A 16,311-nucleotide genomic window follows, 5' to 3' on the forward strand; every position below is an offset into this window, starting at 1 on the left:
CCATTGATGACTAATTCCACAATGGAAGATTAATTCATATTCAACCTCGTTTGAGAAAGACGAGTAACAAACGACGTTTATTATTTCACCACACAGCTTGACCTTACCTTTAGGTCAAGGTTTATGCTTTTCTTACTGTCGATTGGAGGAAAAGAAAATGGGCCATTACGCATTACCTTTATCAGGCTTGAACTGCATGGGTTGCGCTCGAAAAGTTGAACGTCAACTCAACACTGATTTCACGGTTGAGATTCAAACCCTATCACCCACTTTTATCGAGTTGGATGTCAATTCTCCGCTCGAAAAGGTTATCGACAGTATCGAATCGCTGGGCTATCACGCAGGCAACACTCTGCAATTTAGTCTGCAAGGGTTAAACTGCGGCAATTGTGTAAATAAGCTCTCTAAGCATTTGCAGACCTTCGATGATATCGCTCGTCTGAATGTTTCTAAAGAGTCTTTATCACTGATTACTTCAAGCTCACACGAAGAAATCATTAACCGAGTGGCGGAAGTTGGTTACGAGGCAACTCTTATCAACACCCCTCAAGTTGAAGAAGAACAAATTGAAGTAACCGCAGATGAGCCTGCTCAGCAAGAAAAAATTGCTGAGCCCAAAGTCGCAACTGAAGAACCAACATCGGTTGAACCAGAACCTGCTGAGCTAACGCCAACCCAAGCTGATGATTTAGTAAATACTCACTTACTGATTAAAGGTATGACGTGTGCAAGCTGTGTTTCATCCGTCGAGAAATCCTTGCTTTCCGTTCCTGGAGTAGAAAAAGCGCAGGTCAATCTGGCTGAACAAAGTGCTTTAGTTATTTCAAATCAAGATGTCACATCGGCATTGGTGGCAGCGGTCAGCCAAGCAGGATATCAGGCTGAATGGGTCGATGACCCAGCCGAGCAACAAAAGAAACAACAACTCAATTTAGACAATATCCAGAAAGAACATAAACGTAATGCGTTTCTTGGTTTAGTCATGGGTGTGCCTTTAATGGCCTGGGGTGTATTCGGTGGCAACATGATGATCCAAACCACCAGCGACCAAATAGCTTGGGGTGTGGTGGGATTACTGTGTCTTGCACTTTTATCTACCGCAGGGAAAGGATTTTTCACCAGTGCATGGCAAGCATTAACTCACCGCCGTGCCACTATGGATACACTCGTTGCCTTGGGCACGGGTGCGGCTTGGTTCTATTCAACACTGGTCGTCATAGCCCCAAACTGGTTCCCAGATAATGCTCGTCACGTTTATTTTGAAGCGACAGCAATGATCATCGGTTTGATTTCTCTCGGTCATTACATCGAAGCAAAAGCCAAAGCCAAAACTACGCAATCACTGCAAGCTCTAATCAATTTGCAACCACAACAAGCCACTCTGGTTGTGACCAATAACGGTGAGACGACAGAGCAAACTATTGCTATCGCTGATATCAAACAAGGGATGACTTTGCGCGTAAAACCGGGTGAACAATCTCCGGTAGATGGTGTGGTATTAGAAGGCAGCTCGTATGTTGATGAATCCATGCTGACCGGAGAACCGATTCCTGTACATAAATCGGCTTCAAGTCATGTATCCGCAGGCACCATCAATCAGGATGGTAGCTTATTAATTGAAGCGACTGGCATTGGTTCGCAAACCATGCTCTCGCGCATTATCAAGATGGTTCGTCAGGCTCAAAGTAGTAAACCAGCCATCGCAAAAATGGCTGACCAAATTTCGGCGGTATTTGTTCCGACCGTGGTGTTAATTGCTATTTTTTCTGCGCTAATTTGGTACTGGTTTGGCCCTGAACCGAAAGTCAGCTACATGTTGGTTATTGCAACTACAGTACTGATTATTGCTTGTCCTTGTGCGCTTGGTTTGGCTACACCTTTGTCTGTAACGGTTGGCGTAGGTAAAGCGGCTGAAATGGGAATATTGATTCGAGATGCCAACGTTTTGCAATCTGCCAGCAAAATAAATACGGTTGTGTTTGATAAAACAGGCACTCTTACTCAAGGAAAACCGAGCGTTCAACAGCTTGTGGCTTTTAATTCAGACCAACAACAGGTGTTAAGTCTCGCTTATGCCTTGGAATTACAATCAGAACATCCTTTAGCTAAAGCGGTGTGTCTGTATGCCAAAGAAAATGAAATCACAGCAGCAACGATTAACAACTTCGTTAACTCTCGTGGTCAAGGCATTCAAGCAGATTATCAAGGCCAAACGGTACATATTGGTTCTGTCGGTTACTTCCAGTCTTTAGACATCGATCTAGCCGAAGCACAGCAAACGCTTGATGAATTCTCATCAAACGCTTGGACACCGGTTGCCATTGCTCTCGACAAACAACTGATTGGTCTGTTTGCGATAGCCGATCCTGTAAAAGAAAGTGCATCACAAGCAATTCAGGCGCTTAACGAGATGGGAATCCATACCGTGATGCTAACAGGTGATAACCAAAGCGTCGCGAATTCTATCGCCAGCAAACTGGGCATAAGCCAAGTCATTGCACAGGTGTTGCCAGACCAAAAAGCTCAGCATATTGAAGCGCTACAAAAACAAAACCGTATTGTTGCTATGGTAGGTGATGGCATTAATGACGCCCCTGCTCTTGCTCAAGCTAATATTGGTATCGCAATGGGCAGCGGCAGTGATGTAGCGATAGAAAGCGCGCAAATGACACTGTTAAACTCATCACCGTTATCAGTAGTCAGCGCCATCGAACTATCACAAGCCACCATTAAAAACATGAAGCAAAACTTGTTCGGTGCGTTTGTTTATAACACCTTTGGTATCCCTATTGCAGCGGGTGTGCTCTATCCAGCATTTGGATTTTTACTCAGCCCAGTAGTGGCCGGGGCGGCTATGGCACTGTCTTCCATAACCGTAGTGAGTAATGCTAACCGACTACGACTCGTCAAAACGCGCTTTCACTAGTCGATTAATATTAAACATAGTGAATCGCAATTGAAGGTAGTCATTAACGATTAAATGGAGCGTTCTGAGTATAACTAAGCTAATCTCTTCTAAAGTAAGGTTTTTATCCTAGTTTAGAATTGGAATAGGAAACAGCATGTTTGGCATTACTCAAACGCTCCGTTGGTTGCTACCTTTTGTTATCTTTTCTGCTCATGCAGAACCTTTGTACTGGAACGCAACAAACGGCAAAGTCAGCCTCACCATTATCGGCTCTGTGCATGTAGGGGAACCATCCATGTTCCCATTACCTGATGATATCTACCAAGCACTCAATAACAGTGACGGGTTGATTGTCGAATCGGACACAACCCAGCAACAGCAAATCGTCTATCCCCCAGCGTCCAAGCAAGCAGCGCAAGTTCTTTCTCAAGAGCAGTTATTCAATCTTGATCAAATCGCCTCTGAGTTTGGGCTGAATGTTGAGCAATTCCATACACTTCCGCCATGGAGTGCCGCTTTATCACTTCAGTTCTTACAATTGCAAAAACTCGGCTATGAAACAAAAGATGGTGTCGACCTTCATCTGATGCAGAAAGCGATAGAAACTAAGGTTCCATTGGTACCTTTAGAAACGATGCAATTTCAGATTAATCTGTTAACCCGTCAACCAGAAGACGGCAAAGAGTTGTTGGTCAGTATTATCGACGAGTGGGAAAGCAATGAAGTCATGACTCACTGCATGATAGAGAGCTGGAAAGCGGGCGATAGACTGAACCTTGAAAAGATGATGCATCTAACTGAGATGTCACCAGAAATGGAGCAAGTCTTTGTAATTGACCGCAACCAAGATTGGGCCAATAAAATAAGCTCAGGCAAGTTCTTACCTAATCCAAAAGGTCAATATGTCATGATTGTTGGCGCGCTTCACTTAATCGGTCAACAGAGTTTTATTGAACTACTGGAAAAGAAAGGTTTCAAAATCACACAGCGGAACCGAAGCCAAAAAGCAAACTGCGAGTTCTTTTAACGCAGTCCAGTTCTTAATGATTATTGGTATCTCAAAACGAAAAAAGCCCAGCATTTCTGCTGGGATTTCTAAATATGACCGGTGAAGAGCCGAATTCTGAACATCAGGCGAACCCCACTCTGTTCGAATCCTTAAAATTCTCTAAGACGAAAAAAGCCCAGCATTTCTGCTGAGCTTTCTAAATATGATCGGTGAAGAGCCGAGTTCTGAACATCAGGCGACCCCCACTCTAGTTCGAACCCTTAAAATTCTCTAAAACGAAAAAGGCTCCAGTCTTTCGACTAGAGCCTTCTTCTAAATATGGTCGGTGAAGAGGGATTCGAACCCCCGACCCTCTGGTCCCAAACCAGATGCGCTACCAAGCTGCGCTATTCACCGAGAACGGGGCGTATATTACGGATTCTGTTTGGTTACGCAAGTCATTTAATTAACTTTTTCTTAAATTCAGTTCGTTCGCTCAAAAACCACTCAACAAATCATAAAATGTGACCAAATACACAGCTAAAGAAACATTCACACAACCTATCAATCACAATTGATCCAGATCAGTGTCGGTTTTTTATCCAGATTTTAACTTATGCAGTGTCTCAAGCACTTCTGGAGGAAATACTATGGACTTATGGCTAGATCTCCTGTTTGGTAATGCAGTTGGGTTATCTTCAATGCTGGTTATATTCGGCGCTATAGGGCTGATGCTATTTTATGGCAGCTATTTCATCTACAAAGTGCTGAATGACAAATCTCCTCACTAGATCGCTTAGCATCTATTTTTAAATAGAATCACGCTTTGCACCGGAGTTGATCGCTTGTCTGCTCCGGTTTTTTATTGCCCACTGTTTGCTCCTAATCAACCTAGCTATTTTGTTCGCTAGACTCTTGATCGGCTATCCCTTGGCTAATTCAGTGACTTCCTTGCAAGCTTGTCCCAGCGATACATCGCAAGCGCGCTTTGACCAGACAAACAGAACTGGTTGCTTGAGCAGTCTTGATTGTTATACTTCCGAGATTCCATGATTAATTCGAGATAGCACTATGTCTAACGATGACTTCGAGTCTCAAGATGATTTCGAACTATTTCATCAAATGATGGGTGATGTAAAACCGATCAAGCAAGATACCGCTGAACTTAGTAAGTCTTATCAGGTTACAGAGGCGCAACTCGCTAAACGCGAAGCCGCCATTACCCATTCAGAAAATGACCCTGATTATCTTTCTATCGACCATGCTCCAATGCTAAAACCAGACGATCACGTCGAGTTTAAACGTGATGGCGTTCAGGACGGGGTCTACAAAAAAATGCGCTTGGGTAAGTACCCGATTCAGGCTCGCCTTGATTTGCACCGCAAGACACTCAAACAAGCTCGTGATGAAGTGGTAGCCTTCGTTAATCAATGCATGCGCATGGATATCAGAACCGTGATTATCGTTCATGGTAAAGGAGAGCGCTCTAATCCTCCTGCATTGATGAAAAGTTTTGTCGCGCACTGGTTAACTCAAATGAAAGAAGTGCAATGTATTCATAGCGCACAGCGCTTCCACGGCGGCACAGGTGCACTTTATGTCTTGTTTAAGAAAAGCGTTGAGAAGAAAAACGAAAACAGAGAGCGCCACCAGAAACGTCTTGGCTAAGCATAGATACCTGTTAGAATGCGCCCTCGCAAAATTTTGAACACATTATTTATTTTGAAAACATTGCTATCATCGTTTTCAAAACAAAAGCCGTTGTGAAACGTTACAGGAGACAACATGTCACAATCTGAAGGCAAACGCCTAAACAAATACATCAGCGAAACGGGTTACTGCTCTCGTCGCGAAGCCGATAAGCTCATTGACCAAGGTCGAGTGACCATCAATGGTAAGGTGCCTGAGATGGGAACCAAAGTCACCGATGATGATGAAGTGCTGATTGACGGTAAGTCACTTCGCAACAAAGAAAAGCCTATCTATATCGCGCTCAACAAACCTACTGGTATCACTTGTACTACTGAACGAGATGTTCCGGGGAATATTGTCGATTTTATCGGCCATAAGAACCGTATTTTCCCTATCGGCCGCTTAGATAAACCTTCAGATGGCTTGATTTTCCTGACTAACGATGGCGACATCGTTAACAAGATCCTGCGTGCTGGCAATAATCACGAAAAAGAGTACGTTGTTCGTGTCGATAAGCCAATTACACCTGATTTTATTAAACAGATGTCTTCTGGCGTCAGAATTCTCGATACGGTGACCTTGCCATGTAAAGTGGAAATGGAGACCAAGTTTTCATTTCGTATCGTTCTGACTCAAGGTCTCAACCGCCAAATTCGTCGTATGTGTGAAGCCTTAGGGTATGAAGTATTTAAACTGCGCCGTGTACGTATTATGAATATTTCTTTAGATGGCATTCCAAACGGAAAATGGCGCTATCTGACTGACGCTGAAGTAGCAGAGATTCTGGCGATGTGTGAGGATTCTACGGGTACTGAAGAAGCTTCAAAAGTTGACGCCAAAGGACACAATATCCGCAAAGCGACAGATGCGAAACTGTTCGATAGCCGAGAAGAAAACCGAGAATCAAAAGCTCGCAGAAACCAGAGATCGAGTTCTTCGAAAGACAAAACTTATCAAGGTCACAATGCTGATACCTTCCGCCATGCGCCAAACTCAAAAAAAGGCAAAGCAAGAAGTGACAGCCAAGGCAGAGCTCAACAAGGTAAACCTCAACATAGCAAACCAAATCAGCAAAGTGTGAGAGGCAATAATAAGCCGTCAAACACACCTAGAGTCGGTGGAACTTTAGGTTTGAAGAAGTAAGAAGTGCGGTAAAAACAGAAAAAACAAAAACAGAAAAGGGAGCCTAAGCTCCCTTTTCTGTTCAGTAACCTAAGTTACTTAGTACCAAAAATCTTATCGCCAGCGTCACCAAGACCCGGAACGATGTAACCTTTGTCATTCAGTTTTTCATCAATCGCCGCAGTGTAAAGCTCAACATCTGGGTGAGCTTTTTCTAGCGCTTCAATACCTTCTGGTGCAGCAACTAGAACCAATACCTTGATTTGGTTACAACCTTTCTCTTTTAACAGATCGATAGTTGCGATCATTGAACCGCCAGTAGCCAGCATTGGGTCAACAACTAGCGCAATACGCTCTTCAATGTTTGAAGCAAGTTTGTTGAAGTATGGTACTGGCTCTAGAGTTTCTTCATCACGGTAAATACCCACAACACTGATACGAGCGCTTGGGATATGCTCTAGAACGCCATCCATCATGCCTAAGCCAGCACGTAGGATTGGAACTACCGTCACTTTTTTACCTTTAATTTGGTCAACCGCTACAGGACCGTTCCAACCATTAATGGTCACTTTCTCAGTTTCAAAGTCTGCAGTTGCTTCGTAAGTTAATAGACTACCGACTTCCGTCGCTAACTCACGAAAACGCTTAGTGCTGATATCACCTTCTCTCATCAAGCCTAGTTTATGTTTAACAAGAGGGTGTTTAACTTCAACAACTTTCATTTCCATCTCCGGCACAATTTAAATAAACCTCGGGATTATACACCTATTTTTTCAACTTTACCGACCAAAAATCGCGATAAAAAACTGACGCAAACGTTTTCCTTTTTGTTTTAAGCCCTGTAGAATAGCGCCGTTTTCATATCCAATTAGACCGAGGAACTTCCCCGTGAGCGGTAACAAGACTTCACTTAGCTACAAAGATGCTGGCGTAGATATCGATGCAGGCAATGCACTTGTTGAACGAATTAAAGGTGCTGTAAAGCGTACTCGTCGCCCTGAGGTAATGGGTGGCATTGGTGGCTTTGGTGCATTGTGCGAGCTTCCAACCAAATACAAACAACCTGTACTTGTTTCTGGTACAGATGGTGTTGGTACCAAACTTCGTCTTGCTTTGGATATGAAAAAGCACGACACCATTGGTATCGACTTAGTGGCTATGTGTGTAAACGACCTGATTGTACAAGGTGCTGAACCACTGTTTTTCCTAGATTACTATGCAACAGGTAAGCTAGACGTAGACACAGCAGCGGACGTTGTTTCTGGCATTGCTGATGGCTGTGTTCAAGCTGGCTGTGCTCTAATCGGTGGTGAAACTGCTGAAATGCCAGGAATGTATGAAGGCGAAGATTACGACGTAGCGGGTTTCTGTGTCGGCGTAGTAGAAAAAGAAAACATCATCGACGGTACTAAAGTTGCTGCGGGTAATGCCCTGATTGCTGTGGGCTCTAGTGGTCCACACTCAAACGGTTACTCTCTAGTTCGTAAAATCCTAGAAGTTTCTGCTGCAGACAAAAATGAACTTCTTGAAGGTAAAACGATTGGTGAACACCTTCTTGAGCCTACTAAGATTTACATCAAGTCAGGTCTTAAACTGATTGCAGAACACGACATTCACGCTATTTCTCACATCACTGGCGGCGGCTTCTGGGAAAACATCCCTCGCGTACTTCCTGAAGGTACCAAAGCAGTTATTGATGGTAAGAGCTGGGAATGGCCTGCAATCTTCAAATGGCTACAAGAGAAAGGCAACGTAGATACTCACGAGATGTACCGTACATTTAACTGTGGTGTTGGTCTAATCATTGCCCTTCCACAAGATCAAGCTGAAGCCGCTGTTAACCTTCTAAAAGCTGAAGGCGAAAACGCATGGGTTATCGGTGAAATTGCAGCAGCTCAAGCTGGTGAAGAGCAAGTAGAGATCAATTAATCCATGAAGAGTATTGTTGTTTTAATTTCAGGAAATGGTACCAATTTACAAGCGATCATCGATGCTTGTGAGTCAAGCATTAGTGAAGGCAGAGTAACGGCTGTTTTTTCGAATAAAGCAACTGCTTATGGCTTAGAGCGAGCTAAAAAAGCAGGTGCAGCGGCAGTATTTGTCGATCCAAAAGAGTATGAGACTCGTGATGCTTACGACCATGCGCTGATGGAGCAAATTGATGAATATAAGCCTGACCTTATAATTTTAGCGGGCTATATGCGAATCCTAAGTAGTGAATTTGTACGTCACTACTTAGGTCGAATGATCAATATTCACCCTTCTCTATTACCTAAGTACCCAGGTCTGAATACTTACCAGCGTGCTATCCACGCAGGTGATGAAGAACATGGCACCAGTGTTCACTTTGTGACTGAACAACTCGATGGTGGTCCCGTGATTCTTCAGGCAAGAGTGCCTATTTTTGATGAAGATACTGTAGAGATACTGACAGAGCGCGTTCAAAATCAAGAATATCGTATCTATCCGTTAGTAACTCAGTGGTTCGTTGAAGGCAGACTTGAGATGATTGAAGGCAAAGCGTTCTTAGACGGCGAGCCTTTAGGAATGCACGGTTATGCTAGCGAATAGACGCTAGTTAAAGCTTAGATTTAAAGCTAGCAAAAAGGGTTGATACTGCATCAACCCTTTTTTCATGTTCGTTTTTTATGTTCAGCTATTCACTCAAGCGGCTCTGTAGGCGCTTGGTTTCCTGGCTTAGGCGCCGCAAATGCTACGTCGGTTAAATCAGCACTGTTACTTTCGAACAGTTCACCATAGTGAAAAATATTAAATTCACCCGGCTTCATTCTTTGCCACTGCTCGTTTCCGGTTAAAGGTTGAGTGGCAATCACTGAGACCACATCATTCGGCGTCGTTTCTTCCTGAAAGTTGATTTCAATATCTTCATCCAGCAAAGCTGCTCGGCCAAATGGCGCTCGACGAGTGATCCAGTAAAGATGATTAGTGCAGTATGTCATCAGGTATTCACCATCAGACAGCAACATATTGAACACACCTTTCTCTCGCAGTTCATCGCAGCGTAAAGAGATATAGCGGAATACCGCGTGCATATCTTTCGGTGGTTCAGGATAGCGATTCTCTAACTTATCGAGTAACCAGCAAAATGCGGCTTCACTGTCTGTTTCTCCGACAGGACGATGACGACCGGTTGGCAAATCTTCGTAATCAGTGAGTTGTCCATTGTGAGCAAAAGTCCAGTAGCGCCCCCACAACTCACGGGTAAATGGGTGTGTATTCTCCAAATTGACACCGCCTCGATTGGCTTGTCGAATATGGCTTATCACCGCGCAGCTTTTGATTGGGTATTCTTGGACTAACTGTGCAATCTTCGATTGGTAACTAGGATTAGGATCTTTAAATGTTCTAAAGCCTTTACCTTCATAAAACGTGATACCCCAACCATCTCGGTGTGGTCCGGTATTGCCGCCACGTTGAATCAAACCAGTAAAGCTAAAACAAATATCAGTCGGGACATTGGCGCTCATTCCGAGCAATTCACACATCTTAACTCTCTCTCCTACTACAACCCTAAAACTCCTGACTACCGATCATGTTTCGAGCTGGCCTTTATCATTTGTTATAAAAAACCAGCTCGATAAACATCACTTATTCCATTTCTTTTTCAATAAGCTGAATAATGATGTGGATAATTTTGATGTGTACTTCTTGGATACGATCAGCATAGCCAAAATGCGGTACGCGAACTTCAACATCCGCAATACCTGCCATTTTGCCGCCGTCTTTACCAGTAAGAGCGATAGTCTTCATGCCTTTCGCTTTTGCAGCTTCGATTGCTTTTAAAATGTTGCCAGAGTTACCAGAAGTCGATAAACCGAATAGCACATCACCCGCAGAGCCAACCGCTTCAACATAACGAGAGAAAACAAAATCATAACCAAAGTCGTTACTCACGCATGACAGATGACTTGGATCAGAAATAGCGATACCAGGGTAACCCGGGCGGTTTTCACGGTAACGACCTGTTAACTCTTCAGCAAAATGCATTGCGTCACAGTGTGAGCCACCATTACCACAAGACAACACTTTACCGCCTTGTTTGAATGAATCAGCAATAAGCTTAGCAGCAGCCTCAATTTGAGCGATGTTATGATCGTCACTCAAAAACTTGTTCAACACTTCAGCCGCTTCTGTTAGTTCACTTCTAATTAGATCCTGATACATAGTTATTCTCTTCTTAAATCTGCTTGCAGATGAACTCTCTTCTTTGAGAGCTAGGACACTATTGAGTTTACCCAAACCTGTGATTCTGTCGATAGATAAGCCTCAATAATTGCACTATGAGAACAATTTTCATCTCCCTGGAATCGAATCAGAGCGCACACTTTAGACTATTCACTCTACTTAGATCACTTTTTGAACATTTAATGGTTTTACATTTTATTAATAATTCATTTACACTTTACTGGTTAGACCACTTTTAACAACTTCAGAAAGCTCATAAAAATGAATGCTGAAAACTCGAAATAACAAACAGCATGACTATAAGGACATTAACATGGACATCTTGCTCTCAACATTAGGGTTCTTTGCAGTACTTGGCGCTTGCTTGTATCACAGAACTTCATTATTTGTATCACTCGCGGCACTCACCATCACTATGCTGATGCTCTCCCTATTCGGCCCTGTGGGCATTGTAGGCTGGAGCTTATACTTGGCCGCAATCGCGCTTTTTACTGTTCCTTCTATTCGCCAAGCTGCAATTAGCGCAAAGGCGTTAACCGTATTTAAAAAAGTACTTCCTGCTATGTCGCAAACAGAAAAAGAAGCGCTGGATGCAGGTACGGTATGGTGGGAAGCAGAGCTGTTCAAAGGCAAACCAAACTGGCAGCAATTGCACGACATTCCTGCGCCGCAGTTAAGTGAAGAAGAACGCGCTTTTCTTGAAGGTCCGGTGAATAAAGTCTGCGCCATGGTCAATGACTATCAAGTGACTCACGAACTGGCCGACCTTCCTCCAGAGGTTTGGCAGTACCTGAAAGACAACAAATTCTTCGCCATGATTATTAAGAAAAAATACGGTGGCTTAGAATTTTCGGCTTATGCGCAATCTTTAGTTCTTCAAAAGCTAACTGGGGTATCAGGTGTTCTTTCTTCAACCGTTGGCGTACCTAACTCATTAGGTCCAGGTGAACTGCTGCAACACTACGGTACTAAAGAACAGCAAGACTACTACCTACCTCGCCTTGCACAAGGTAAAGAGATCCCATGTTTCGCACTAACCAGCCCAGAAGCAGGTTCAGATGCTGGTTCAATTCCGGATTTCGGCGTTGTCTGCAAAGGCCAATGGGAAGGCAAAGAAGTTCTTGGTATGAGACTGACTTGGAACAAGCGTTACATTACCCTTGCGCCAGTCGCCACCGTTCTGGGATTAGCTTTCAAATTACAAGACCCAGAACACCTACTTGGTGAGAAAGAAAATATTGGTATCACTTGTGCTCTTATCCCAACCAATCTAAAAGGTGTGGAAATTGGTAACCGCCACTTCCCGCTTAACGTTCCATTCCAGAATGGTCCTACTCGCGGTAATGACATCTTTGTTCCGCTAGATTTCATTATCGGTGGCCCAGAGATGGCAGGCCAAGGATGGAGAATGTTGGTTGAGTGTCTCTCGGTTGGACGTGGTATCACTCTACCGTCAAACTCAACTGGCGGTACAAAAAGCGCGGCTTTGGCAACTGGTGCTTACGCGCGTATTCGTCGTCAGTTCAAACAACCTATCGGTCAAATGGAAGGTATTGAAGAGCCATTAGCACGCTTGGCAGGAAACGCGTATGTGATGGATGCGGCAAGTAATTTGACCGTTGCAGGTATTGACCTTGGTGAGAAGCCATCGGTAATTTCTGCAATTGTGAAATACCACTGCACTCATCGTGGTCAACGTTCAATTATTGATGCTATGGACATTGTCGGCGGTAAAGGTATCTGTTTAGGCCCTTCAAACTTCTTGGCGAGAGGTTATCAAGGTTCACCAATTGCAATTACTGTGGAAGGCGCAAACATTCTGACTCGTTCAATGATCATCTTTGGTCAGGGCGCGATTCGCTGCCATCCTTATGTATTGAAAGAGATGGAAGCCGCACACTCTGAAAATTCGAATGCTGTTGAGCAGTTTGACAGCGCGTTGGCAGGCCACGTTAGTTTTACCACCAGCAACTTAGTCCGCAGTATCTGGTTAGGTCTAACCGATGGTATCGGCTCTTACTCGCCAACCAAAGATGCGACACAACGCTACTACCAACAGCTAAACCGTTACAGTGCGAACTTAGCGCTTTTAGCTGACATATCTATGGCTGTTTTGGGCGGTTCTTTGAAACGCAAAGAGCGTTTATCTGCTCGTCTGGGTGATATTTTGAGTCAGCTATACATGAGCTCAGCAACCCTGAAACGTTTTGAGAACGATGACCGTCCGGTTGAAGATTTGCCATTGGTTCACTGGGGATTGCAAGACAGCTTAAAACAAACAGAAGTGGCGATAGATGAGTTTCTTGCTAACTTCCCGAACCCTGTGATCGGCAAAGTGTTACGTGTCTTAATTCTTCCTTTTGGTCGAGTTCGTAAAGGGCCAAACGACAAACTGGACAGCAAACTGGCGCAAATACTTCAAACACCAAGCGCAACACGTACACGCCTTGGCCGCAACCAGTATTTAGCACCTACAGCACATAACCCAGCAGGTCGCATTGAACTGGCACTAAGCGTTATCCTGCAAGCTGAACCTATTTTCGATAAAGTATGTAAAGCGCTTGATAAACGTTACCCATTCACTCAACTCGATAAGATTGCAGCAGAAGGGTTAGCTAACAAGATCATCAATGAACAAGAAGCAGAGCTTTTAATCGAGGCTGAAAGCCACCGCTTGTACACCATTAATGTTGATGACTTCGCACCGTCGGAGCTTGCGGCAAAAAAGACAAAAACCAAACTGGAACAAGTCGCTTAGATAAAAATTAAGCAACAAATTAAATCAGTTAAAACGTAAAAAAGGGAGGTTTAACCTCCCTTTCCTATTATCCGCTCTGTGTTATTTCTTTGGCATGTTGAGCTGCATTTCAGGAAGCATTTCCTTACGAGCTTTAAACTTACGCATAAAGAACCAACCTATCAGCGCCAGAATAATCACAATCACGTTACCGATGCCGATATAAATAATGTATTGAGTACGTCGTTCTTCACGAATCTTTTGTAGCATCTCTTCTTGAGCGATTTTACGGCGCTGCTCTGCTTCCTCCTCCTGCATCAAGCGAGCTTGTTCAAGATCGAGCTCTTGAACCACACTGTAAGTACTCTCTTTAATCGGAAAATAAAGCGGGCGCTTAGAAGCCAGATCGGTCGCATAAACACCACCTTCCCACGCGTAGTTACCTAAATCTCCATCATAGGGAACCGTAAGCGTCATCTTTAATGATTCAGGCTCGGCACCCCCTTCAACCAGAAACTCTTTATTATCGGGCGATTGATGGCGAATGTGCGCAGCAAGTGAGCCGGGCTCGATCATCCCCTGTTCACCACTGATCACAACCTGATGAGGTTCGTTCGCGACACGCGACTGAATAAAGCTCGAAGTAAGTGGCGATGGGTATACCAACACTTCCTGTTCAAGCGCTCGTAAAAACACACCATTACCAGAAGTAATTCGCACCCGATATTTGCCAGGTTCCGGCGTAATATTGAGCTTAACCGTAAACACGCCGTCACCGGGCTTTTCATCTAAATCTCGCCCATCATCAGCAAACTCACCAATCACTGTTGGTACAGGTCGCGCCTCTTTTACTAAGTTCTCTTCATCTTCAATATATTTACGAAAAGTGACTTTGAGATTCACTCTTTCAAGGAAGTCTTTGAGCAGTAAAGGTTTGCCATCTGAGGTTAAGCGAGCCGTGAACTTCATTTCCTCGCCTTGATAAATTCGGGTTGGAAAGGTATCTGAGGTCAGCTGTAGATGTGAAATCAGCTTTACGTTATTTTTAGGCGATACTTTACCTATTGCTTGCCAAGGCCCTGGCATTGGGTTGTCGATAGAAATAATGTCCATCGTCGGTTCTTGATACCAACGCACACTATCTGGATTTTTTGTCGCGTAATACTTTCTACCATCAGGGCGCACCAACACTACTGGCTGAGAACCTTGCTCACGGTAAATGACAAACGTTATTTGAGTAATAGTAGGATCAACACGAAATCGGTTATCTAACAAAGAAAGTGAGGATTCACGGCTAGCGAAAGTATTCAAACTCAAGAGGAGCCCCAAAAGAGCAATTCCAATCCTCAACATATCATCTCCTAAAATAGACCACTCTTATTGACGCCAAAGACTATTGACGCCAAAGGCAAGAACCACTCTTCGCGACTAAATCTAAACGTTCTTGATGCGCTTCTATTTCATCGGCGGTAGCCATCAATACCTTTAGCGCTTTTCGTCCACTTTCTACTCGCTTAATCAATCCAGCACCATTCTCGCCATCGGTTTGTGAGCCAGCGTTAAACTGAAGTGACGTTTGCCCACCAGTCATCAACAAATAAACGTCAGCAAGAATCTCAGCATCGAGCAAAGCGCCGTGAAGCGTTCGGTGCGAGTTATCTATGCCATAACGTTCACAGAGAATGTCCAAGTTGTTGCGCTTGCCGGGGAAGATTTTCTTCGCCATGGCAAGGGTATCGGTGATTTTGCAGATCTGTGTGGTTTTAAGTGAACAGCCAGCTAACTTAGAAAATTCATAGTCCATAAAACCGACGTCGAAGGGCGCGTTGTGTGCGACCAATTCAGCGTCTTTAATAAACTCTAGAAATTCTTCATGAACGTCACGATATTCTGGTTTATCAACCAAGAATTCATCGGTAATACCGTGAACTTCAACCGCTTCATCTTGAATAGGTCTATCCGGCTTGAGATAAACGTGAAAGTGGCGTCCGGTGAGTTTTCGATTGACGATCTCCACCGCACCGATTTCAATGATTCGGTGACCTTCGTAATGTGGACCGCCTTCTAGGTTCATACCCGTGGTTTCGGTATCGAGAACCACAATGCGGTCGTATTCAGAATTGCTGCTAGTATTCATAAGGATATATATGTCAGACTATGCCAAATGTGTGCGTAACCCAATAGTATCAAATCATGAAGAAACAGGTGGAAATTTTCACTGATGGATCGTGTTTAGGCAACCCAGGCCCTGGCGGTTATGGTGTTGTTCTTCGCTACAAAAACAACGAAAAAACCCTAGCAAAAGGCTATAAGCTCACCACGAACAACCGCATGGAAATGCTTGCAGCCGTTGTTGCGTTGCAAACGCTCAAAGAATCTTGCCATGTAATCCTCACCACGGACAGTCAGTACGTGCGCCAAGGTATCACTCAGTGGATCCACAACTGGAAAAAGCGCAATTGGAAAACCTCTGCCAATAAACCCGTCAAAAATGCGGATCTCTGGCAAGCGCTTGACCATGAAACGGCTCGTCACCAAGTTGACTGGCATTGGGTAAAAGGTCATGCAGGACACAGAGAAAACGAAATGTGTGACGAACTAGCACGAGCGGCAGCTGAAAACCCAACAGAAGAAGATGTAGGTTATCAGCCCGAATAA

Annotated in this window: 14 protein-coding genes and 1 tRNA gene; 9 read left to right on the forward strand and 6 right to left on the reverse strand. The window is 44.1% G+C overall.

The genetic code is table 11. From position 1 onward, the window contains the following. Positions 1-157: 157 nt before the first annotated feature. Complete coding sequence (locus P4S58_RS11165) at positions 158-2,926, forward strand: heavy metal translocating P-type ATPase (RefSeq protein ID WP_337163993.1); 2,769 nt, start codon at positions 158-160, stop codon at positions 2,924-2,926. 136 nt (positions 2,927-3,062) lie between these two features. Further along, positions 3,063-3,935, forward strand: coding sequence for a TraB/GumN family protein (locus tag P4S58_RS11170; protein WP_102954321.1), 873 nt, complete (start codon positions 3,063-3,065; stop codon positions 3,933-3,935). Positions 3,936-4,236: 301 nt separating this feature from the next. Here P4S58_RS11170 and P4S58_RS11175 read toward each other — a convergent pair. After that, positions 4,237-4,313: transfer RNA gene (locus tag P4S58_RS11175), tRNA-Pro, on the reverse strand. Positions 4,314-4,546: 233 nt separating this feature from the next. Between P4S58_RS11175 and P4S58_RS11180 the strand changes: the two genes are divergently transcribed. The 3 genes from P4S58_RS11180 to rluF all read left to right on the forward strand — a co-directional run bounded on the left by P4S58_RS11180 (position 4,547) and on the right by rluF (position 6,731). Further along, the gene (locus P4S58_RS11180) at positions 4,547-4,687 is read left to right on the forward strand and encodes a DUF3149 domain-containing protein (RefSeq protein ID WP_042480052.1); all 141 of its coding nucleotides are present in this window, start codon (positions 4,547-4,549) and stop codon (positions 4,685-4,687) included. 280 nt (positions 4,688-4,967) lie between these two features. Then, positions 4,968-5,564, forward strand: coding sequence for a DNA endonuclease SmrA (gene smrA / locus P4S58_RS11185; protein ID WP_337163994.1), 597 nt, complete (start codon positions 4,968-4,970; stop codon positions 5,562-5,564). A gap of 117 nt (positions 5,565-5,681) precedes the next feature. Then, entirely contained in the window at positions 5,682-6,731 is a 1,050-nt protein-coding gene (rluF, locus tag P4S58_RS11190) for a 23S rRNA pseudouridine(2604) synthase RluF (RefSeq protein WP_337163995.1), read from the forward strand. A 74-nt stretch (positions 6,732-6,805) separates the two neighbouring features. Here the strand turns inward: rluF and upp are convergent, their stop codons facing one another. Then, entirely contained in the window at positions 6,806-7,432 is a 627-nt protein-coding gene (upp, locus tag P4S58_RS11195) for a uracil phosphoribosyltransferase (RefSeq protein WP_042480745.1), read from the reverse strand. A gap of 166 nt (positions 7,433-7,598) precedes the next feature. Between upp and purM the strand changes: the two genes are divergently transcribed. Beyond that, complete coding sequence (gene purM, locus P4S58_RS11200; RefSeq protein ID WP_042480059.1) at positions 7,599-8,639, forward strand: phosphoribosylformylglycinamidine cyclo-ligase; 1,041 nt, start codon at positions 7,599-7,601, stop codon at positions 8,637-8,639. Between the two features lie 3 nt (positions 8,640-8,642). After that, positions 8,643-9,281, forward strand: coding sequence for a phosphoribosylglycinamide formyltransferase (gene purN, locus P4S58_RS11205; protein ID WP_102940339.1), 639 nt, complete (start codon positions 8,643-8,645; stop codon positions 9,279-9,281). Between the two features lie 89 nt (positions 9,282-9,370). Here the strand turns inward: purN and P4S58_RS11210 are convergent, their stop codons facing one another. Together P4S58_RS11210 and lpcA are read right to left on the reverse strand one after the other, a co-directional pair. Continuing rightward, positions 9,371-10,216 (reverse strand): class II glutamine amidotransferase, encoded by an 846-nt coding sequence (locus P4S58_RS11210; protein WP_171137375.1) that lies wholly within the window; start codon positions 10,214-10,216, stop codon positions 9,371-9,373. 103 nt (positions 10,217-10,319) lie between these two features. After that, entirely contained in the window at positions 10,320-10,895 is a 576-nt protein-coding gene (gene lpcA / locus P4S58_RS11215; protein WP_042480066.1) for a D-sedoheptulose 7-phosphate isomerase, read from the reverse strand. Positions 10,896-11,229: 334 nt separating this feature from the next. Here lpcA and fadE point away from each other — a divergent pair, with 334 nt between their 5' ends. Next, a complete protein-coding gene (gene fadE / locus P4S58_RS11220) occupies positions 11,230-13,674 on the forward strand; it encodes an acyl-CoA dehydrogenase FadE (protein WP_337163999.1) in 2,445 nt (814 codons plus the stop codon). Positions 13,675-13,755: 81 nt separating this feature from the next. Here fadE and P4S58_RS11225 read toward each other — a convergent pair whose 3' ends face one another. Next, on the reverse strand, positions 13,756-15,006 hold the full coding sequence (locus P4S58_RS11225) for a TIGR03503 family protein (RefSeq protein WP_337164000.1): 1,251 nt from the start codon (positions 15,004-15,006) through the stop codon (positions 13,756-13,758). 40 nt (positions 15,007-15,046) lie between these two features. Next, positions 15,047-15,790 (reverse strand): DNA polymerase III subunit epsilon, encoded by a 744-nt coding sequence (dnaQ, locus tag P4S58_RS11230; RefSeq protein WP_337164001.1) that lies wholly within the window; start codon positions 15,788-15,790, stop codon positions 15,047-15,049. Between the two features lie 56 nt (positions 15,791-15,846). Here dnaQ and rnhA point away from each other — a divergent pair, with 56 nt between their 5' ends. Further along, positions 15,847-16,311: a ribonuclease HI gene (gene rnhA, locus P4S58_RS11235; RefSeq protein ID WP_042480075.1), complete on the forward strand. Its 465-nt coding sequence runs from the start codon at positions 15,847-15,849 to the stop codon at positions 16,309-16,311.

The organism is Vibrio sp. Hal054 (genome assembly GCF_037162405.1).
Classification (GTDB): Bacteria; Pseudomonadota; Gammaproteobacteria; order Enterobacterales; family Vibrionaceae; genus Vibrio; species Vibrio diazotrophicus.

Coding starts and splice junctions, on each gene's coding strand:
- P4S58_RS11170 (WP_102954321.1), top strand. CDS start 3,063: ATGTTTGGCATTACTCAAACGCTCCGTTGGTTGCTACCTTTTGTTATC.
- rluF (WP_337163995.1), top strand. CDS start 5,682: ATGTCACAATCTGAAGGCAAACGCCTAAACAAATACATCAGCGAAACG.
- purN (WP_102940339.1), top strand. CDS start 8,643: ATGAAGAGTATTGTTGTTTTAATTTCAGGAAATGGTACCAATTTACAA.
- P4S58_RS11180 (WP_042480052.1), top strand. CDS start 4,547: ATGGACTTATGGCTAGATCTCCTGTTTGGTAATGCAGTTGGGTTATCT.
- lpcA (WP_042480066.1), bottom strand. CDS start 10,895: ATGTATCAGGATCTAATTAGAAGTGAACTAACAGAAGCGGCTGAAGTG.
- P4S58_RS11165 (WP_337163993.1), top strand. CDS start 158: ATGGGCCATTACGCATTACCTTTATCAGGCTTGAACTGCATGGGTTGC.
- upp (WP_042480745.1), bottom strand. CDS start 7,432: ATGAAAGTTGTTGAAGTTAAACACCCTCTTGTTAAACATAAACTAGGC.
- dnaQ (WP_337164001.1), bottom strand. CDS start 15,790: ATGAATACTAGCAGCAATTCTGAATACGACCGCATTGTGGTTCTCGAT.
- P4S58_RS11225 (WP_337164000.1), bottom strand. CDS start 15,006: ATGTTGAGGATTGGAATTGCTCTTTTGGGGCTCCTCTTGAGTTTGAAT.
- fadE (WP_337163999.1), top strand. CDS start 11,230: ATGGACATCTTGCTCTCAACATTAGGGTTCTTTGCAGTACTTGGCGCT.
- rnhA (WP_042480075.1), top strand. CDS start 15,847: ATGAAGAAACAGGTGGAAATTTTCACTGATGGATCGTGTTTAGGCAAC.
- smrA (WP_337163994.1), top strand. CDS start 4,968: ATGTCTAACGATGACTTCGAGTCTCAAGATGATTTCGAACTATTTCAT.
- P4S58_RS11210 (WP_171137375.1), bottom strand. CDS start 10,216: ATGTGTGAATTGCTCGGAATGAGCGCCAATGTCCCGACTGATATTTGT.